We start from the raw sequence: 21,283 nt of genomic DNA, 5'->3' as shown, positions 1-21,283 counted from the left end.
TATGAAGCCGAAAGACTGAATCGTAACATATTACATGTAAGATCTCCAGTACCCCACATGTCTTTCGTTGATCTCTTTGATGATTTCAGGTTCCACCTTGAAGTTTCTCTCCATGTCCATAAGACCGTTGATCTCCTGCTGAACATCTGACACCTGCGTATAGCAGAAGCCGCAGATATAAGGCACCTTTTTCACAGCCGTGGTGATCTCATCAAAACGGCGGATGAACTCTTCTTTGCTGTTCACTTTATTGCCGTATCCCCAACCGCTGTCGTCATTGTTGAAGGCGATCCCTCCATACTCACTGATAAGCACAGGCTGGCCTTTGTATTCGTATCCGTTGGCCATAGCAGATTTGCTGCTGCTGTGATACATCTCTGTATTCAGGATTTCCTCTTTGTGTCCCGCGTACCGGTTATAGAAAATATCGCCGCACTCCTCATAGTCATGAAGGGTAATAATATCAGAAACCGTATGTTCCCACCCGTCGTTGACCACCACAGGGCGGTATCCGTCCATGCTCTTTGTGAGATGGTAAACTGCCTCTGTAAAATGCTGCTGTCTTCTATCCACTTCCACTCTCTGGATTCCCCAGGATTCATTAAACGGGGTCCAGGTGATAATGGATGGATGGTTATAATTCTGACGTACAATGTCAATCCACTCTTTTGTGAACAACTCCACCGCATAATCTGAAAATCCGTAGGCAGCCGCAGCCTCACTCCATACCAGCATGCCCTTTACATCACACCAGTATAGGAAACGCTCATCCTCTATCTTCTGATGTTTGCGCAGTCCATTGTAGCCTAGGGCATGGATTTTGTCGATATCCTCGATCAGCGCCTCCTCACTGGGCGGGGTCAAATGAGAATCTTTCCAGTATCCCTGGTCCAGGATCAGTCTCTGATAAAGGGGTCTGCCGTTCAGCAGAATATTGGGTCCGTCAATTCTGATCTCCCTCATACCAAAATAGGAGCCGACTTCATCCTGGACCTCTCCTTTATAAAGAACCCGGAAGGAAATGTCATACAGGTCCGGTTCCTCCGGAGACCAAGTTCTCACTCCCCAGACAAAGGCATTCTCCCCGGTACCCGAAACATCCAGCACCGTTCTTACATGAGAGGCTGTCATGGCAGACACACTTTTTGCCACAAACATACCATCAAAGCTAACCACTGCCTCCACGAGAAGCTCCTCACCTAGACAGGCGGAATCCCCTTTGATCTCATATTCTAACTCCACCGCGTTGTCTGTAAGGACCGGGGTTATCTTCACACTGTCCAGACTGATCTTGGGCACATATTCCATCCAGACTGTTTTCCAGATTCCCGTTGTCTGCACATACCAGCAGGCAAAGTTTTCTTTTATCCAGCGCTGTTTTCCTCTCGGCTGATGGATGTCAGTGGAATCCTCCACTTTCACCACCAGTTCATTTTCCCCGTCCTTCACAAACTCTGTCACGTCAAAGGAAAAACGGGAGTATCCGCCTCTGTGACTCCCTGCGAAGCTGCCGTTCACCCACACCTTTGTGATAAAATCACTGCCTTCAAAATGCAGAAGAAGTCTCTTTTTGCAAAGCTCTTCCCCTTTTGCCGTGAAGCTGCGTCTGTACCAGACATTTTCGTGGATCTCCTCTTCGCCGATACCGCTCAGGCTGGTCTCATAAGTAAAGGGAACCTGAATCTGTCTATTACCTGCGAACTTCTCATACCACGCCTCTTTTTCTCCGCAGTTCTCGTCATCAAATCCAAAATCCCATGTTCCATTCAGATTTACCCAGTTGTCACGTACAAACTGGGGTCTTGGATAGTCTTTCTTGTAGCATTTCATTTCTGTTTGTCCTCCTTATAGATGAATGTCAATTGCATTTTCGTCATCCTTTGACGCCTGACATGGTGATTCCTTCCACAATCTGGCGTTCAAACAGGATATAGATAAGAATAACAGGCACAGCCGCTATCATATTTGCTGTCATAGGCTTTACATAGTCCACCGTGTAGGTCCCCGCAAAGGTTGGAATACCAATGGGAAGTGTGAACTTGCTGCTGCTCATGGAACAGAGCAGAGGCCAGAGGTAATTATTCCAGCTTCCAATAAAAGCGAAGATGCAGACAGTGGAGATAACCGCTTTTGACAAAGGCAGAACCACTTTAAAAAACGTGGTCAATTCTCCGCCTCCATCAATCTGTACCGCCTCCAACAGCTCATTTGGAAGCCCTTTAAAGAATGTCACCATAATGATCAGATTCATGGAACCTGCAATGGTGGGCAATATAAGGCCTGCATAAGAATCAATAAGATTCAGGCCGTTTGCCGTGATAAAAAGGGGCACGATGGTTGCTTCCCCCGGCACCATCAGACCCAGAAGGAAATAAAAATAGAGTGCACTGCTCCCCTTAAATTTGATCTTTGCCAGGGCGTATGCTGCCATGGCAGACAGGATCACAGTGAGAACTGTGGTCAGCACAGCGATAAATACGCTGTTAAACAGCCATTTAGTCACATCAGACCCCAGGATAAGGTCCGGATAATTCTGGAATGTATACGGCGGTGTAAACCAGTCCAATATACTGTTGATCTGTTTTCCCTCTCTCTGGAAGGACACTGCAAGAGACCACAAGATCGGTGTCATAAATATAACTGCCAGGATTACGGATATCACGGACAGCACAATACTGCCCGGCTTTTTCTTTGCCTTAGAATTCATCTGCCTCTGCCCCCTTTCTCTCAATCGCCTTCTGCACAATGGTCAGCACCACAAGGATCAAAAACAACACATAGGACATGGCGGCTGCATAACCCATGTTGTTTTTCTTGAATGCTGTCTCATATATGTATTGGATCAAAGGCCTTGTGGAGCCTGCAGGTCCACCTCCTGTGATCATGTAGATCTGTCCGAATACTTTGAAACAGGCGATCACCTGCAAAAGCACCACCAGGTAGGTGGTTGGTTTCAGAAGGGGCAGTACGATGGAGAAGAGCTGCTGTCTCTTAGCAGCTCCATCTATGGACGCTGCCTCATATATCTGGGGCGAAATATCCTGAAGCGCTGACAGGTATAAAAGCATGGAAAATCCCACGGTCCACCAGATGGTCATAGTTGTGATGGCCGACCAGGCAAGGCCGCTCTCATTGAGCCACTGCAGTTCCCTGTCCGGGGGCAGCACCTTGATAAAATGCAGAAATCCGTTGATAAATCCTCTGTATGGCGTGAACATATATTTTGCAATAAATGCCGCAACCGATACGGACAGCACACTGGGAAGATAATAACAGATGCGCAGTCCCTTTTTTAATTTGTTTGGTCTGTTGGCAAACAGTGCCAGGATCAGCGCCATGATCACCAGAAGAGGTGTGGTGATCAGCACAAAATATGTGGTATGCCAGAGGGCGTCCAGAAACTTTTTGTCTCCAAGGAACTTTATGTAATTGTCAAAACCCACAAACTTCACTTTTCCCATCAGAGACCATTTATGAAGGCTGACGTAAATCCCTTGGATCACCGGCCAGATGGTAAATACTGTATACAGGATAAAAAAAGGCAATATAAACCCCAGTCCTGCCAGCAGGTTTTTGCGTTTTCTTTTTTTACTCACTTGATTTCCTCCTTACAGCTTAACGCTCACAATAGTTTTGCTGTCTGCAAGGGAAAGGAGAGCCTGTATGCTCCCCCTTCTCTGCCTTTCTTATTTACGGAAGATTGGTATCAAGTTCGTCGTAAAGCATATCGACTGCCTCTTCTGCGTCTGTGTCGCCGGACCACAGAGTATTCAGGCTGTCGATCATACCTGATTTCATGGCATTAAATGTAGAAACCTTTGAAGGAAGAACAGCGGTTTCCAGAGCCTCCATGTAGCTGCTTCTGTACGGCATATCCAGATATTCCTGGCTTTCCCTTACCGCGTTGCTGGAAGGAATCTGACCAGAACCTGCCCATGTAAGACCACCTTTTTCAGAGGCACTTACCATAAATTCCACTGCTGCCTTACTGTCTTCTCCGCTTCTGTCTTTCTTAGTCGGAAGGATCAGAGTATGGGAATCTGCCCAGCACGCGCTTTTGTCGAACATCTGCGGATAAGGCATTGCGCCGAAATTCAGGTTCTCTGTCTTCTCCAGTGCTCCGGTTCCCCATGTACCGCCAATATAAATACCGGCTTTCCCGCTCTGGAAAAACTGCTGATGGTCATCAATCCCCTCTGCCACATAACCTTTGTCATAGAGACTTTTTACAAATTCTGCTGCCTTTATTGCAGTATCTTTATCCATGGTAACTTCGCTGCCATCCTCATTGACCAGAGGAGTTCCTCCCATTTGGAAATACGATGCCCACCATACACGATACGGGTCATCTCCGTTATTTGTCAGAGAAATAACAGATCCTCCCTCCGGAATGACAGCTTTGATCTTGTCACAGACCGCGTAGAAATCGTCTTCACTGGCAATATCAAGCTGGCCCTTGTCATTCAGCGCAACGCCTGCCTGCTCCAGGATATCTTTGTTGAAGTACATGATCTCCGCATGAGTATCCAGGGGAACTGCATAGATGGAACCGTCAAAGGTTACGGATTCCATGGAGGTCTCTGAATACATGGTACTTAAATCTACTCCCAGCTCATCCAGATAATCATCCAGAGGCTCAACCACGCCCTGTTCCACCAACTCCGGAAGGGAAGACGCATGGGAGACGCCAATGTCAGGGCCTTTACCTGCTGCCACTGCTGTCTGCAGTTTTGTATAGTAATCTGCCCATACCAGCATAATGGACTGCACCTGCTTTGTGGGGCTGCTCTCATTGTATTCGCTTATCATCTTGTCCATGAATTCTCCGTCACCACCGCTGAACAGAGACCAGAATACAAGCTTGTCTTTATCCACAGCAACTGCCTCCGGATTATTCACCGTTCCGTCGTCATTTACATCTGCGGAGGCCTCTTCACCCTGCTCTGGTGCTTCATTTTCTTGAGAAGATTTTACCCCCCCCCCTCGCTTTTTTCTGAACTTTCGCTTCCACAGCCGGCAAGAGCCGCTGCAGTTAATGTAAGTGCCATGATCGATGCGATTGCTTTACGTTTCATATTTTCTTTTCCTCCTTAAAAATTGGTTTCTTAACTCTTTTTGCGACCGGTCATAAAAACAATATTACTGTTGGTTGTTGGTATGTAGGCTTCTTATTTAGAACAGTTTTATTGTTCTTTATGTATCCATAATACCGTCATTTCATCCATATGTCAAGTTTAATTTTGCTTTTTTTTGTGTTTTTGACCATTTATAACGGTATTTCTGTATATAAATAACAGTAATACTGTTTTATTTAGGGGATTTCCACTGCCTATTTTCAGTATTTCTGTTATAACTATAGAACGCCTTTTTTACCTTTGGTATGATATGTCATCTGCTTTTCCATTTCTTTTATTCCCTGCGATATACATTTATTTCATAGTTCTCCTCTCAAAGCAATGAAAAAAGCCTGCCAGGCGGAAATCCCGCCATATTTTCTGAAAAACAAAAAACTGCCATACAGAAAAGCTGTAACCCCCACAGCTTTTCTGTACGACAGTTTCACTTAATATTCCACGCTCATCACAATATCCTGCTCATAATTCCCAAAGGACTTCCCAAACAGATTAAATCCGCCGATATACCTGGCATCCTCTTTATTCCCTATCCGCACATCAATATATGGCTTTTCCATCAGCCTAAGGTCCTTCAAAGCTGTTTCCCCGGCCTGGCTTCCATTGATAAAACAGCCGTTTTCCAGCACCTCCCAGGTCATGAGCATACCGTACTGGGTGGAGCCGTCCGGCCATACAGAAGGGTTCAGTCTTCCCCTCCTGCTCCCAAAATCACCGGGACATGTCCAGGTTCCGCAGTCCACGCCGTTTATCCATACGGTAATGTCTGATTTCCAGTCCTCTCTGTATCCCGGTGCCTCAGAACAGATTTCCATGGACAGGCTCAGGCTCCTGGCATGACGGTTCCTGGGAACCGCATTAGCAAATTTATATTCCACATAACCGGCAGATGTCCAGAAAAGCCCTGCCTTTATTTTCTCAGGATCGTAAAAGCTGTATTCTGTATCCTCCATGCCGATAACTCCCTCCGGGGAATACAGTCCGCAGGTGGGATGGACTTTACAACCGGTATAACTGCCGATGGGCATTTCCACACTGACGATCTCATTGACATCCAGGTTCCGCCTCAGCAGACACATGTTCACAAAATCAAATTTTCTGCTGCATACCTTCATGGTTCCTCTGCTTCCGGGCTGTTCCTCCATACGGATCAAATCTGCCTTTTCCAGAAGCTTCAGATGAAAAGCAGCACTGGACTGAGGAATGTCCAGCGCCTTTGCGATCTCTCCTATGATCATATTGTCAGAATAGAGAAGCTTCAATATTTCCACACGCACAGGGGAAGACAGCGCTTTTCCCACATCACAGAGTGTATCCACATTTTCCATGTCCAGCTCTCTTATTTTTGCCATAATACACCACCATCTCTTTTTCTTATATATCTAAACAAGATACTTCAATAGATTTTGTTTTAGTATAACATTATCCCTCTCATCCAGCAAGAAGCTGCTTAGAAATCTCACTTCTTTTCCGTCTTTTTTCCATCCATTATATATCTCACTTCCCGCCCTAAAAAGAACAGTGCCAATAGGTTCGGTATTGCCATCATACCGTTCAAGGTATCGGACAGCTCCCATATAACACCTGGGGAAAGCATACAGCCCGGCAGTGTGAGAAGAATATAGCAGAACCGATATGCTGCCGCGCCTCTCTCTTTACAGAGATATGCGGCTGTGCGCTCACCGAAGCAGGACCATCCCACAATGGTAGCAAAGGCAAAGAGTACCGTAGCGGCTGCCAGAAACTGTTTGCCATAAGGTATGGCTGTGGAGAATGCCATTCCCGTGAGAGTGGTGCCATCAATATTTTCAATTCCTGCCGCAAGATTCTGAATGCAGATTTCTGGCTGATAGACACCGCTTACTAAAATAACAAGAGCTGTAACTGTGCACACTAAAATGGTATCTATAAAAATCTCTGCGATTCCCCACATTCCCTGTGTTTTTGGGTCTTTGACGTCGGATTGGGCGTGTGCGATCACAGAGGAGCCAAGGCCCGCCTCATTGGAAAATATACCGCGGGCCACACCCATCTGCAGCGCTTGGCTGATCCCGTATCCGGCAACTCCGCCCACCGCCGCTTTTACCCGGAACGCTTCCCGGAATATGATCCCGAAGGCATCCGGTATCATTTCCCTATGTACCCACAGCACCACCAAGGCCCCCAGCAGATAGGCTGCTGCCATGACCGGAACCAGTTTCTCTGTGAACGCGGCGACTCGCTTCAGGCCTCCGTTCAGCACATAGGCAGTTGCCAGCATGGTCACAACACCTGTCAGAAAGACAGGTATATGAAAGGCCTCCTCCAGCCCTTTTGCCATGGAGTTCCCCTGTACCATATTTCCCATACCAAAGGACGCGCCCAGACAACAGACGGAAAAAATAACAGCCATCCATTTACAGTGGAGTCCCCTGTCCATATACACCATGGCACCGCCCACCCAGGCCCCGTTCTCATCCCTGTAGCGATACCGGATACCCAGATAATTCTCCGCGTAATTGGTCATCATTCCAAAAAAAGCGGAAACCCACATCCAGAAAATAGCCCCTGGCCCGCCTGCCATCAGCGCTGTTGCCACCCCTGTTATGTTCCCGGTGCCCAGGGTAGCTGCCAGTGCAGTACAAAAGGACTGGAACTGGGAGATGGAATGCTCTTCTTTCGTTTTTCTGACCTCTTCTTTTTTCAGCAGGGAACCCAGTGTGGTGCGAAACCATTCTCCTGCATGGGTAATTTGAAAAAACCGTGATTTTATGGTGAAACGAATGCCGGTGGCCAGGAAAAAAAATAACATTCCGGGACTCCAGACAAACTCATGAAGTGTATGTAATAGATTTGACATACAAAAAAGACCTGCCTAAAAAGATATTCATAGCAGTATATGTGGATGCTGTCCAAACTATGAACAACCGTAACGATTAAAAAAACTGCCCCGGTCATCCCGGAGCAGTTTTAGATTGCATATGTTTTACAGTGGAATTACTCGAAAGCTTTTCCAACAGAACCGAACAGTTCCATTTTCTCTTTGATGGTAGCGCAGATTGCGTCAAAGCCCGGTTTTAATAATTTACGCGGGTCATAGCCTTTGCCCTGATTGTCTTTTCCTGCTTCGATGTACTCACGTGTAGCAGCAGCGAAAGTCAGCTGGCACTCTGTGTTTACGTTGATTTTGGATACACCAAGATCGATGGCTTTTTTGATCATGTCAGCCGGGATTCCTGTACCGCCGTGCAGAACTAACGGCATCTCACCTGTCAGTTTCTGGATGTCATCCAGAACGTCAAAGCGAAGACCTGCCCAGTTTTCCGGGTATTTTCCATGGATATTTCCAATACCTGCTGCCAGCATGTCCACACCCAGGTCAGCGATCATCTTACATTCCTTCGGATCTGCACACTCGCCCATTCCTACAACGCCGTCTTCCTCGCCGCCGATGGAACCAACTTCTGCTTCCAGAGATAAGCCCAGTCCTTTGCAGACACCTGCTAACTCTTTTGTCTTCTCAACGTTCTCTTCGATCGGATAGTGAGAACCATCAAACATGATGGATGAGAATCCAGCTTTGATACATTTGTAACATCCGTCATAAGTACCATGATCCAGATGCAGAGCTACAGGAACTGTAATGTTCAGCTCTTCAATCATAGCTTTTGTCATGTCTGCAACGGTCTTGAAACCGGTCATATATTTTCCGGCGCCCTCAGATACACCCAGGATGATCGGGGATTTGCACTCTTCTGCTGTTAACAGAGCTGCCTTTGTCCACTCCAGGTTATTGATATTGAACTGTCCTACTGCATAGTGTCCTGCTTTTGCTTTTTTAAGCATTTCAGCTGCTGATACTAACATAAATCTAACCTCCACTAATTGAAAATTCTCGCTTTTCCCATCCCTGCCCAAACCATCGGCCTGTTCATTAGGAAAGAACGATTTGTTATTATTATAACACATTTCCCCCTTCTGGCAAGCTTTTCTTACGCAAATTTACCAATAGCGGCAGCGAACTGCTATCCCTTAACGCCGCCGGCTGTTATTCCATGGGGTTATCTGTTTTTATTTACAGCCGTATCTTAAAATCCTCATACCCAAACGCCTTCACCACCTGGCACTCCCCGTTCTCCCTCTCCACTGCGATTGCAGGCAGGCACATTCCGTTAAAGGTGTTATTCTTCACCATGGTATAGATCGCCATATCGCCAAATTCCAGGCGCTCTCCCACGGACAGGGGATGTTCAAAGGAATAGGTTCCTATCACATCACCAGCCAGACAGGTAGGCCCTGCCAAACAATATGTATACGGGTATTCCCCTTCCCTGCCGCTTCTGGCAAGCGGAGGCCGATAGGGCATTTCCAGCACATCCGGCATATGACAGGCGGCAGAGGCATCCAAAATGGCAATATTCCCGTCCTGAAAAAAGGTATCCAATACCCTTGTAAGAAGCACTCCTGCATTTAACGCCACCGCCTCACCGGGTTCCAGATAGACTGTCACCCGGTATTTCTCCTGAATGTTTCTGATACATTCCTCCAAAAGCGGGATGTTATATCCCGGCCTGGTGATATGGTGTCCGCCGCCGAAATTCACCCATTTCATCCGGTACAGGAATTCACCGAATTTCTCCTCCACTGCATCCAGCGTTATTTTCAGATCATCTGCATCCTGCTCACAGAGTGTATGAAAATGTATTCCCTCCACACCATCCAGAAACTCAGGCCGAAACCGCTCCCTTGTCACCCCCAGACGGGACCCGGGAGCGCAGGGATCATAGACCGCATGGCCTTCCTGTGTGGAACACTGGGGATTAACGCGTATCCCCATACTTTTTCCTGCGGCCATCACCCGGTCTCTGTACCTGTTTATCTGCTCAAAGGAGTTAAAAACAATATGTCCGCAGTAAGAAAGGATCTCGTCAAACTCTTCTTCCTTATAGGCAGGGGAATAGATATGATTTTCTTTCCCCATCTCCTGTGCTCCCAGTCTTGCTTCAAATAATCCGCTGGCAGTTGTACCGCTTAAATAATTTCCTATCACGGGATAGAGCGCATACATGGAAAATGCCTTCTGGGCCAGCAGGATCCTGCATCCGGTCCGGTCCATGACACCTTTTAAAATGCCCAGGTTTTTTTCCAGATCCGGCAAAGAAACCAGGTAGCACGGGGTGGGCAGTTCATCTCGTCTCATAGCCTACTCCACCAGACAGGGATTTTCAGATATCCGGTACGGAAGCCCCCATTCATTTAACGCCTCCATAAAGGGATCCGGGTCAAACTCCTCAATATTGTGCACGCCCGGCTTGTTCCAGGTGCCGTTCATAAGCATCATGGCACCGATCATGGCAGGCACGCCTGTGGTATAGGACACTGCCTGGGAACCTGTCTCTTTATAGCATTCCTGGTGGTCACACACATTATAAATATATAGCTTTCGCTCCTTCCCGTCCTTCTTTCCTATGAAGATACATCCGATATTGGTCTTGCCTTTTGTTCTCGGCCCCAAAGTTGCCGGGTCGGGAAGCACTGCTTTTAAAAACTGGAGCGGCACGATCTCTTTTCCCTCATACAGGATCGGTTCAATGGATGTCATGCCCACATTCTCCAGACATTTCAAATGTGTGAGATAGCTCTCTCCAAATGTCATGAAAAAGCGGATTCTCTTGATCCCCGGAATATTCAGCGCCAGGGACTCCAGTTCCTCGTGGTGGAGCAGATACATATCCTTCTCCCCCACTTCCTCAAAATTGTAAACGCGTTTGATCTCCATGGGTTCTGTCTCCACCCAGTGACCGTCCTCCCAATAGGAACCTTTGGCGGAAACCTCCCGGATGTTGATCTCCGGATTGAAATTTGTGGCAAAGGGATACCCGTGGTCTCCCCCGTTACAATCCAGGATATCGATGTAGTTTATCTCATCAAAATAATGTTTCAGGGCGTATGCAGAGAATACACCTGTGACACCCGGGTCAAATCCGCTTCCCAGCAGTGCGGTGATACCGGCCTTCTCAAATTTCTCCCTGTAGGCCCACTGCCATTTGTATTCAAATTTCGCCGTATCCTCCGGTTCGTAATTGGCAGTATCCATATAGTGGGTTTTTGCTGCTAGGCAGGCCTCCATGATGGTCAGATCCTGATATGGAAGGGCCAGATTCAAAACCACCTGGGGCTTTTCCCTCTTGATCAGAGCTGTCAGCTCCGCGACATTGCCCGCATCCACCTGCGCGGTTGTGATCTTTGTCTCTGTCCTGCCCTCCAGTTCTGCCTTTAATGCATCACATTTTGACAGTGTCCTGCTGGCAATGCAGACTTCATCAAATACCTGGCTGTTGGCACAGCATTTACGGATTGCCACTCCTGCCACACCGCCGCAACCGATCACCATTACTTTTCCCATATTTTTTTCCTCCTGTGGTTTACTTTTTTATGAAAGCATGAGGTTTCTGTTTGGCCGGCTGGATATTTACAGCGCAAGCAGCATTTCCCTCACGATTTTTCCCGCTGTTGCTGTGGACACTCCGCTCTGGTCAAAAGGCGGACACAGCTCATTTACATCACATGCCACAACCCTGCATCCCCTGCACACTGCCAGAACTGCCTGCAGAAGTTCCTGAAAGGAAACCCCGCCGGCCTCCGGAGTCCCTGTCCCGGGAAATACAGAGGGGTCCAGCACATCAAGATCCAGTGTAAAATACACCGGTCTTCCCAAAAGTCTTTGGATCACCTCAGAATGCCCATCCAGGTCAAAGGGATGCATCTTCACATGCCCATCCTCTGCCCATAGAAATTCTTCCCTGTCGCCGGAACGGATGCCAAACTGGAAAATGCGGTCATCTCCCACCAGCTCCCAGCACCGTCTCAGCACGCAGGCGTGGGAAAGCTCCACCCCGAGATAGTCCTCCCGAAGATCTGCATGGGCATCAAAGTGTACGATACACAGATCAGGATATTTCTTCACTGCTGCACGCACGCTTCCCAGAGTCACCAGATGCTCCCCGCCGATCATAAAAGGCAGCTTTTTGTCCTTTAAAATTTCTCCGGCCCGGCCTTCAATCTCCTCCAGAACCCGCACGGTATCCCCAATGGGAAGTTCCAGATCTCCGCTGTCAAATATTTTAAAGTCCGTCAGATCTTTTTTCTGATAAGGACTGTACGTCTCCAGCCCGTAGGATTCATTTCTGATGGCCTGGCTTCCAAAACGGGTTCCCGGGCGGAAGGATGTGGTGGAATCAAAAGGCGCTCCAAACAGAACGATCCGCGACTCCTCATACTCCCCGTCACATCCAATAAAATTCACAATATTTTTACTCAACATCTTTTAACATCTCCTCCACATAAGCCGGCAGTGCAAAGACGCCCGCGTGAAGCCTGGGCAGATAATATCTGGTATGTATTCCCAAAAGCTTCCACCGGACCCCGTCCAGGTCATCCACCGGATGATATTTTTTTGAAGCAAAACCGAACAGCCAGTGTCCGGAGGGATAGGATGGAATATGCGCCTGGTATACCCTGCTCACAGGAAAGGATTCCACGATCCTCTTATGCATCCGAAGACACCAGAAAGCCTCCTCATCGTAAAAAGGACTCTCGTGCTGGTTGATCATGATTCCATCCTCGTGAAGAGCGTTGAAGCAGTTCCCGTAAAATTCTTTTGTGAACAGCCCCTCTGCTGCCCCGAAGGGATTGGGGGAGTCAATGATGATCAGATCATAGGCATCCGAACGGCTGCGGATAAACTTCAGGCCGTCCTCATGATAGATATTCACCCTTCTGTCATTGAGGCTGCAAGCCATCTGCGGAAAATACCTTCTGCAGACTTCCACCAGAAGCGGGTCTGCCTCCACCACATCGATCTGCTCCACATCCTCATATTTTGCCAGTTCCCGGACAACGCCGCCGTCACCGCCGCCGATGACAAGGATCTGCTTCACATTGGGATGGACAGCCATGGGCACATGGCTTATCATTTCATGATATATAAACTCATCCTTCTCGGTCAGGGCCAGGTCCCCGTCTACCACCAGTATCTTTCCGAATTCCCTGGAACTCAGCACATCCAGCCGCTGCAGCTCACTGTTGGCGGAAAAAAGCTGTTCATCCACCCGGATGGATAATTTTACATTTGGCGTGTGCACATCGGAAAACCACATTTCCATCATACAGCCCCTCCCTTCAGCACATTGAGATGCCTGATCCCCGGGTCTTCAGGTCCTGTCATGGAACATCCTTTTTCTTTTGCATAGACTATGTAATCCAAAATATCCTCTGTTATCTCTTCCCCGGGAGCCAGGATCGGGATTCCCGGTGGATAACACATGACAAACTCACTGCATATCCTTCCGGCTGTCTGTTCCAAAGGCAGGGATTCCTTTGGCGCATAGAAGGCTTCCTGAGGCGTTGCCACTACCTTGGGATCTATATATTCCTGAGACAGCATGCCGGCCCGGTCTTTTTTGTACCTCCGCTTTACCTCCGCCAGGGCGCTCACCAGACGCTCCACCTCCTGTCTGCGGTCCCCAATGGACAGATAGGCCAGAATATTTCCAATATCACCGAACTCAATCTGGATATCATACTCATCCCGCAGAATGTCATAGACTTCGATTCCCGCAAGTCCAATCTCCAGGGTATGTACAGAGAGCTTGGTTCGGTCAAAGGCAAAGATACTGTTGCCGTTTACCAGGTCCTGGGAAAAGGCATAATAACCGCCGATATTGTTGATCTCCTCTCTGGCATATTCCGCAAGATCGATCACCTTCTCAAACTCCCGGCGTCCTCGAAGAGCCAGATTTCTCCTGGAGATATCAAGGCTTGAGAGCAGCAGGTAGGACCCGCTTGTGGTCTGGGTCAGATTGATGATCTGCCGCACATGTCCGACACTGACTCCCGGGCCTGTCAGAAGAAAAGAACTCTGTGTCAGGCTTCCTCCTGACTTGTGCATACTCACTGCCGTTATATCAGCCCCGGCAGCCATGGCGGATACGGGAAGACCCTCCCCGAAATAAAAATGTGTTCCATGGGCCTCATCAGCCAGCACCAACATACCGTGTTCGTGAGCCAGCTTTACAATAGAGCGCAGGTCTGAACAGACTCCGTAATACGTGGGATTATTGACAAACACAGCCACTGCGTCCGGGTTGTTCCGTATGGCAGCCTCCACCTGTTCCAGCCGCATGCCCAGGGAGATTCCCAGCCTGCAGTCCACATCGGGATTCACATATATTGGCTGCGCACCGCAGAGAACCAAGGCATTGATGGCACTTCTGTGCACATTTCTGGGCATGATAATCTTATCTCCCCGCTTACAGCAGGATAAAACCATGCTCTGTACAGAGGATGTGGTCCCTCCCACCATGAGGAACGCATGAGCCGCGCCGAATGCCTCTGCCGCCAGCTCCTCCGCCTCTCTGATCACAGAGACAGGGTGGCAGAGATTGTCCAGCGGCTTCATGGAATTCACGTCGATCCCCACACATTTTTCTCCCAGAAGTTCCACCAGTTCCGGATTTCCTTTTCCGTGCTTATGTCCCGGAACATCAAAGGGCACGACCCGCATTTTCCTGAAACGTTCCAGCGCCTCATAGATGGGCGCCCGTTCCTGATTCAATTCTGACATTTCGACCTCCTTTTCCGATTCCTGCCTGCACACGGGTGTGCTGTAATTTTGAACACAAAAAAAGCAAGCAGGATCGTATACATAGTCCTATGCTTGCTTCTGTTCATTTTTATAGAAATCCACCGCTCCCCCTGCTCATACCGGCCCTCAAATAAGACCCGTTCAGGGTAAACATGGCTTTTATTCTTTTTTATAAAAACAGATATGGTTTAGAGTCTATATAGCAAATATTTATACTTTTAATACTCTTATTGACCGTTTCACAAGTTTGACGTTTTGTATACGCACTAGTTATAAAGTAACCAACTTATAAAATTTGAGCTTCTAACTCAATCAATAAGGCAATTAAATTGCCGGAAATATTTGCATGGAAATCTTCACCTTTATCTGTCTTCCATACATGCCATACTTTACCACAGCTTTACCAAAATAGCAAGAAAAATATGGAGTATGTTTACAAATTTCTGTTTTCACTCCTGGATATCTATGGTATGATATATTTGTAGCAAAATTTCTGATTCATATGGAAAGGAGGGTATAATTGCCGGAATATTACTAACTGTGAGAATTCCCAACAGTTACATCAAATATTGCAATTATACAGTGGATACAGAATTATGGAAATGAAAAATATGATCGTCGGCCAGTCCGGAGGACCAACCGCTGCTATCAACAGCAGCCTGTACGGTGTGGTATCTGAGGGCCTTCGCCAAAAAGAATTTATCGGACGTGTCTATGGAATGGTAAACGGGATCGAGGGGTTTTTGGAGGGGCATATCCTGGATTTCGAAGATGCTCTTCCCGGTGATACACTGGAAGGACTGAAAACAACACCCGGTGCTTATCTTGGTTCCTGCCGCTATAAGCTGCCGGAGGATTTATCCGACCCGGTCTATCCGGAACTGTTCGCAAAATTCGAGGAACTGCAGATAGGGTATGTCTTCTATATCGGAGGCAATGACTCCATGGATACTGTGAGCAAGCTCTCACGCTATGCCGCTTCTGCAGGCAGTGATATCCGTTTCATCGGAGAGCCGAAGACCGTGGATAACGATCTGGTCCTCACAGACCACACACCCGGTTTCGGAAGCGCTGCCAGATATGTAGCCTCCACTGTGCGGGAAATTGTCATCGACGCCAATGTATATGAGAAAAAATCTGTGACTATCATAGAGATCATGGGACGCCACGCGGGCTGGCTCACAGCCGCTTCCGCCCTGGCAAGAAAGTATAAAGGGGACAACCCTCTTCTCATCTATCTGCCGGAAACAGCCTTTGACCAGGAGGCATTCCTAAAAAAAGTGGAAGAATGCTTTGAAAAGACACCTAACGTCATTGTGTGCGTTTCCGAAGGCATTCATGATGACAAGGGAACCTTTATCTGTGAGTATGACAACAACGTAGGAACAGACACCTTTGGCCATAAGATGCTGGCCGGATGCGGTAAATATCTGGAGAATCTGGTGAGAAACCGCCTTGGTGTAAAGGCCCGTTCCGTTGAATTGAATGTAAGCCAGCGCTGCTCCTCTTCCATGATGTCTGCAGCAGACCAGAAGGAAGCTGTTATGGCCGGTGAGTTCGGCGTCCGCGCAGCACTCAGAGGATATACAGGGAAAATGGTAGCTTACAAAAGGACTTGCAACCTCCCCTACGCCATCACTCTTGGCCTGGAGGATGTAAATGAAATCTGTAATAAAGAAAAGACCGTCCCCGTGGAATGGATCACCAGGGAAGGCTCAGACATAAGTGATGATTTCATCATCTATGCCCTTCCCCTCATTCAGGGAACTGTTGATGTTCCCACAGGTACAGACGGCCTGCCCGCATTTGTCTATAGAAAATAAAACCTTTCATACCAGAGAAGAGGGAATCCTGCGGTAAGCAAGATTCCCTCTTCCTTATTTCTGTATTTCGCTGCTGCCGAAAGACAGCAGAATATTTCTCTGCAAAAAGTCCTTTGTCCGCTCCCTTGGCACCTCCTCTGTTTCCAGGTCCTGAAGCAGATATACAAAATAACTCATAAATCCGGACATCAACACCATGGTCACAAATGTCTCCGGCATATCCGCGGGAATGGTCCCCTCTTTTTTTCCCTGCTCCATCAGAATGTGCAGCACACGTTCCACCTGGCACTGAGGGCCGCCGAATTTTGCAAATTCCCTGTACAAATTCTCTTTCATCTTACATTCCTGTCCCTGCAGGCGCATAAGCTGAGTGCTGCATCTGCTCTCACTCATCTCTGTCTCGATGAAATCCAGCACTGCCATGATCTGTCCCTTCAGGCTTCCGGTCGTTCTCAGGATCCCCATGATCTTCTGAAACAGTTTCTCCCCGGACCAGATGATGGCCTTGGCCACCATCTCCTCCTTACTGGAAAAGTATTCGTAAGCCGTACCTTTTCCGATTCCGGCCCGGTTGGTAATGTCAGATACTTTAATGGAGTGAATATCCACATCTTCCTCTATCAGGTCAATGACTGCCTGAAAAAGTGCCAGTTCTTTCTCACTGAGCTTCTCCTTCATCCACTAATCTCTCCTCATCTTTTTTATAATGACGCCGGTTCAGTATATCATAAATACACGGCACTACAAACAGCGTCAGCAGTGTACCGTAGATCAGACCTCCGATGGTGACGATCGCCATTGGCTGCACCATATCCGCGCCCATACCCATGCCCATAGCCATGGTGGTAAGGCCAAGAATAGTGGTGAGCGCTGTCATCACGATAGGACGCAGACGGGCACGGCCTGCTTCCTCGATCGCCGCCCTCTTCTCCATACCGTCCTTGCGGAGCTGGTTGATGTAATCCACTAGCACAATACCATTGTTTACAATGATACCTGACAGCATGACAAATCCTACCATTGCCACGATACTCACCGGCTTATTCCCCACAAGCAGGCCCAAAAATCCTCCTGTAAACGCCAGAGGAATGGTGAACATGATGATAAAAGGAGAGAGCAGAGACTGGAATTGTGCCACCATGATCAGATACATGAACACCAGTGCCAGTGCAAGCATCTGAAGAAGCTGTCCCATGGCCTCGTTAATACTCTCATCTTCACCTTTCATTTCTATGGTGTAGCCCTCCGGAGGGGTATACTTATCAAGGATCTTCTGAACATCCTGGCTTACAAGTCCGATATTATAACCGGTTGCAATCTCTGCGGTCACGGACATATAGCGTGACTGGCCGTCCCTGTTGATGGCCTGAGGGCTTACGGAGTCTTCAAAGTCTGCGATATCTCCCACTTTGATCTCCTCTGTCTTTCCTTCCGCGTTGGTGGTCTGGATGGTTATGTCCGCAATCTGTTCTCTTGTAAGAGACTCATCCTTTTCACTTCTCACATACACATCATAGTCCTTGGTTGCCGTTTGGATCGTGGTAGCCTTTGTGGCCTCTGCGATCTTCTTGTTGATCTCCTGGAACACCTGCGCCACGGTCAAACCATTGCGCATAGCTTTTGCTTTATCCACGACCACCTTATACTGGGCATCTGTCTCCTCCATACCGTCATCCACATTCTGGGTGCCCTTTACTTTTTCTATTTTACCGGCCAGGTCTGTGGCGATCTCCTGGAGCTGTTCCAGGTCTTTTCCCTTGATCTCGATCTGCAGGCCGCTGCCCCCGAGGGCACTCATATCCATATTGGAAGTGGAGACCACTACCTCACAGCCTTCCACGTCTTTGGTCCTCTTTAAAATCTCCTTTTCCAGTTTCTCATTGTTCAGCTTTTTATCTTCCTTCAGTACCAGATACATGGTAACCTGATTGGTGGAACTTCCGCCCATTGACATGGAGGAACCGCCTGCCATGGCACCGATGGTCTCAATATCGTCTATATCTGAGATCCTGTCTATGATCTCATCCGCCTTTGCGGCGGTCTCCTTCAGAGGTGTTCCCTTGTCCGTGGTCACAGTCATGCTGGCCTGTGTACTCTCCATGGACGGGAAAAATTCTGTACCCTTGCGCACGGAAAGGTACATACTTCCTAAAAATAACACCAGCGCTCCCAAAAGCACCCAGGCTTTATGGGTCAATGTCTTATGGATCATACGCCCGTAAAAGTTCTGTACTTTATCCAGAAGTTTTGACGGTTTCGCCTCAGCTCTCTTCAAAAGTCCCGCAGACATCATAGGCACCAAGGTCAGCGCCACAACAAGGCTGGCTGCCAGAGAAAAGCCGATCGTCAGTCCCATATCCACGAAAAGCTGACGGGTGATCCCCTCTGTAAATACAATCGGCGCGAACACGCACACTGTTGTCAGGGTGGAAGAGACAATGGCTCCTGCCACCTGTTTTGCGCCCTCCACAGCGGCTTTTCTGGCAGGTATCCCCATACTCCTCATACGGTATATATTCTCAATGACCACAATGGAGTTATCTACCAGCATACCTACACCAAGGGCAAGGCCTGAAAGGGATATGATATTTAATGTCACTCCTGAAAAATACATGAGCACCAGAGCTGTCACCACACTGATAGGTATGGAGCAGGCAATGACAAAAGTCGGCTTAATATCACGCAGGAATAAAAACAGTACCAAAATGGCGAGAATGCCTCCGAAGAGCATATTCTGCAGAACGGAATTCACCACCATATCAATATAGATTCCCTGGTTCATCAGCGTTGTAAAATGCAGACCGTCATTTCCCTTCTCCAGTTCATCCATGCGGTCCAAAATCTTATCTGCCACTTCACCTGTGGAATATCCTGTCTGTTTTTCTATGGAAAGCATCACACCCGGATTGCCGTTGATCTTTGCATATACATCCGCAGAGTCATCTGTGACACTAATGTCTGCCACATCAGAAAGGCGTATGGATGCCAGTCCGTCCAGCTTCAGATCCAGCAGGACCAGATCTCCCAGACTGTCCACATCCTGCACCTTGTCTCCAACCCTGACCAGATACTCCTTGCCGTCTTCCGCCACATAGCCTGCGGGCATGGCAAAGTTCTCCGCTGTGAGAATACCTTTTACCATATCAGACGTCAGGATGGTATTCAGATCCGCCTTATCCTGGGCCTGCTCTTTTGCCTCGTCAAGCTGATCCCTTCCTGAGTCAAGCTGGGACTGGGCCGCCTCTAACTGGGCTGTCCCCATGGCAATTTTTGAGGAAGCGGAGCTGAGCTGGATAGAAGCCATGATCTTCTGTGTTTCAAGCTGGATCTGGGCTGCGCTCATCTGGGACTGGCCTGCCTCGATCTGGGCTTTTGCCTCCTGCAGCTTCTGGATCCCTGCGCTTAACTGAGTCTGGCCTTCCACAAGCTGAGCTTTGGCACCTGCGATCTCCTGCAGCCCTTTATTGGCCGCATCCAGGCCTTTATCCACTACCTCTACAGGGTCCAGCTTAGAGAGCTGTTCATTCAGTGCCGCAAGCTGCTGCTCCATCCCTGCCTTTTGGTTCTCCATCTCCTCTTTCGCAGCAGTCAGCTGGTCAATGGCCTGCTGCCACTCTTCATCTGTCATACTGTCAGGCTTCTCCGGCGTCAGGGCACTTAACTGTGCCTCCAGTTCCTCTATCTGTCCCTGGACCGCCGCAATTCCTTCTTCCAGCTTTTGGCTTCCATCCTGAGCCTCCAGAAGTTTATTCTTTGCCTCAGTCAGCTTTTCCACAGTGAGGTTCAGACCCTCCTCTGTGGCCTGCAAAAGTTTTGACTGGCTGTCAAGCTCTGCCTGCTTGCTCTCCAGGTTCTGAAGCTGCACATCCACCTCTGCCGCACTTTTGGTCAGTTCACTCTGTGCCTGTGAGAGCTGTCCGCTTCCCTCTCCGATCTGGGATGCCGCTTCATTCTGGCCGCTTTCCAGTTCACTCTGGCCGTTCTCCAGCTCACTTCTGCCGGAATCAAGTTCGGCCTGGGCATCTTCAAGCTTCTGTTCCTCCTCGGCAAACTTACCGTTTATAGCGTCCTGAACCTTCTGGTTCATGGCATCCAGCTTTTCCTGATCGATCCGCACTTCAACGCTCTCGGTGACGCCGCCGCTCTGGGAAACCCTGGCAACCCCGTCAATACTCTCGATATTGGGCTGTACGTTATCTTCTATGTAATCGGTAAGTTCCGCAGCTGTCATATCATCCACATCCACTGCTGCCACCAGAACCGGCAGCATATCTGGATTCAGTTTCATGATAATGGGATTGCTCACGGAATCATCCCAATATCCCTTTATCTGATCCAGATTCTCCCTCATCTCCAGTGACACGGAATCCATGTTGGTAGTCTCCTCAAACTCCAGGATCACCAGGGATACATTTTCTCTGGAAACAGAGCTTACATTCTTAATATTACTGACTGTCGCCATACTCTGTTCAATGGGCTTAGTAACAGTCTCCTCCACCGATTCCGGGCTGGCGCCCACATAAGTGGTCATTACGATTGCATAGGGCAGATTCATACTGGGAAGTAAATCTGTGTTCATCTTTGTCACAGACACCACTCCCAAAAGAATCACCAGCACCACCGCCACAACGACGGTATAGGGCTTTTTCACACTGAAACGTGATAACATTTGAAGTCCTCCTGTATTCTTTATGGATTGACCG

15 protein-coding genes are annotated in these 21,283 nt (G+C 48.3%); 1 reads left to right on the top strand and 14 read right to left on the bottom strand.

Annotation, left to right across the window (positions count from 1 at the left end):
• Window positions 1-30: 30 nt before the first annotated feature.
• The 12 genes from BLCOC_RS11780 to BLCOC_RS11725 all read right to left on the bottom strand — a co-directional run bounded on the left by BLCOC_RS11780 (window position 31) and on the right by BLCOC_RS11725 (window position 14,736).
• On the bottom strand, window positions 31-1,830 hold the full coding sequence (locus BLCOC_RS11780; RefSeq protein WP_029469442.1) for a glycoside hydrolase family 2 protein: 1,800 nt from the start codon (window positions 1,828-1,830) through the stop codon (window positions 31-33).
• 43 nt (window positions 1,831-1,873) lie between these two features.
• Window positions 1,874-2,707, bottom strand: coding sequence for a carbohydrate ABC transporter permease (locus tag BLCOC_RS11775; protein ID WP_018594884.1), 834 nt, complete (start codon window positions 2,705-2,707; stop codon window positions 1,874-1,876).
• Window positions 2,697-3,596 carry a carbohydrate ABC transporter permease gene (locus BLCOC_RS11770; protein ID WP_029469443.1) on the bottom strand — a complete coding sequence of 300 codons (900 nt, stop codon included), beginning with the start codon at window positions 3,594-3,596 and terminating at the stop codon, window positions 2,697-2,699. The genes BLCOC_RS11775 and BLCOC_RS11770 overlap by 11 nt, the downstream gene beginning before the upstream one ends.
• A 94-nt stretch (window positions 3,597-3,690) precedes the next feature.
• Window positions 3,691-4,875 (bottom strand): ABC transporter substrate-binding protein, encoded by a 1,185-nt coding sequence (locus BLCOC_RS11765; protein ID WP_242999084.1) that lies wholly within the window; start codon window positions 4,873-4,875, stop codon window positions 3,691-3,693.
• 688 nt (window positions 4,876-5,563) lie between these two features.
• Window positions 5,564-6,484 (bottom strand): ArsR/SmtB family transcription factor, encoded by a 921-nt coding sequence (locus BLCOC_RS11760; RefSeq protein WP_018594880.1) that lies wholly within the window; start codon window positions 6,482-6,484, stop codon window positions 5,564-5,566.
• A 107-nt stretch (window positions 6,485-6,591) separates the two neighbouring features.
• Complete coding sequence (locus BLCOC_RS11755) at window positions 6,592-7,971, bottom strand: alanine/glycine:cation symporter family protein (protein WP_115625380.1); 1,380 nt, start codon at window positions 7,969-7,971, stop codon at window positions 6,592-6,594.
• Between the two features lie 137 nt (window positions 7,972-8,108).
• Entirely contained in the window at window positions 8,109-8,978 is an 870-nt protein-coding gene (fba, locus tag BLCOC_RS11750) for a class II fructose-1,6-bisphosphate aldolase (protein WP_029469447.1), read from the bottom strand.
• A 208-nt stretch (window positions 8,979-9,186) separates the two neighbouring features.
• The gene (gene nspC / locus BLCOC_RS11745) at window positions 9,187-10,311 is read right to left on the bottom strand and encodes a carboxynorspermidine decarboxylase (protein ID WP_115625379.1); all 1,125 of its coding nucleotides are present in this window, start codon (window positions 10,309-10,311) and stop codon (window positions 9,187-9,189) included.
• Between the two features lie 3 nt (window positions 10,312-10,314).
• On the bottom strand, window positions 10,315-11,517 hold the full coding sequence (locus BLCOC_RS11740; protein WP_115625378.1) for a saccharopine dehydrogenase family protein: 1,203 nt from the start codon (window positions 11,515-11,517) through the stop codon (window positions 10,315-10,317).
• A gap of 66 nt (window positions 11,518-11,583) precedes the next feature.
• Window positions 11,584-12,435: an agmatinase gene (gene speB, locus BLCOC_RS11735; protein WP_115625377.1), complete on the bottom strand. Its 852-nt coding sequence runs from the start codon at window positions 12,433-12,435 to the stop codon at window positions 11,584-11,586.
• A complete protein-coding gene (gene speE, locus BLCOC_RS11730; protein ID WP_026255428.1) occupies window positions 12,425-13,276 on the bottom strand; it encodes a polyamine aminopropyltransferase in 852 nt (283 codons plus the stop codon). Before speE ends, speB begins: the two co-directional genes overlap by 11 nt.
• The gene (locus tag BLCOC_RS11725) at window positions 13,276-14,736 is read right to left on the bottom strand and encodes an aminotransferase class I/II-fold pyridoxal phosphate-dependent enzyme (protein ID WP_029469451.1); all 1,461 of its coding nucleotides are present in this window, start codon (window positions 14,734-14,736) and stop codon (window positions 13,276-13,278) included. The genes speE and BLCOC_RS11725 overlap by 1 nt, the downstream gene beginning before the upstream one ends.
• Window positions 14,737-15,353: 617 nt before the next feature.
• Here BLCOC_RS11725 and BLCOC_RS11720 point away from each other — a divergent pair.
• Entirely contained in the window at window positions 15,354-16,580 is a 1,227-nt protein-coding gene (locus BLCOC_RS11720; protein WP_029469452.1) for a 6-phosphofructokinase, read from the top strand.
• A 54-nt stretch (window positions 16,581-16,634) separates the two neighbouring features.
• Here the strand turns inward: BLCOC_RS11720 and BLCOC_RS11715 are convergent, their stop codons facing one another.
• Together BLCOC_RS11715 and BLCOC_RS11710 are read right to left on the bottom strand one after the other, a co-directional pair.
• Complete coding sequence (locus tag BLCOC_RS11715) at window positions 16,635-17,258, bottom strand: TetR/AcrR family transcriptional regulator (RefSeq protein WP_029469453.1); 624 nt, start codon at window positions 17,256-17,258, stop codon at window positions 16,635-16,637.
• A complete protein-coding gene (locus tag BLCOC_RS11710; RefSeq protein WP_018594869.1) occupies window positions 17,239-21,249 on the bottom strand; it encodes an efflux RND transporter permease subunit in 4,011 nt (1,336 codons plus the stop codon). Before BLCOC_RS11710 ends, BLCOC_RS11715 begins: the two co-directional genes overlap by 20 nt.
• Between the last annotated feature and the right edge of the window lie 34 nt (window positions 21,250-21,283).

Source organism: Blautia coccoides (assembly GCF_034355335.1).
In the GTDB taxonomy this organism is placed as follows: domain Bacteria; phylum Bacillota; class Clostridia; order Lachnospirales; family Lachnospiraceae; genus Blautia; species Blautia producta.
Note: the sequence above shows the minus strand (reverse complement) of the source record. Positions and strands in the feature narration are given on the sequence as shown.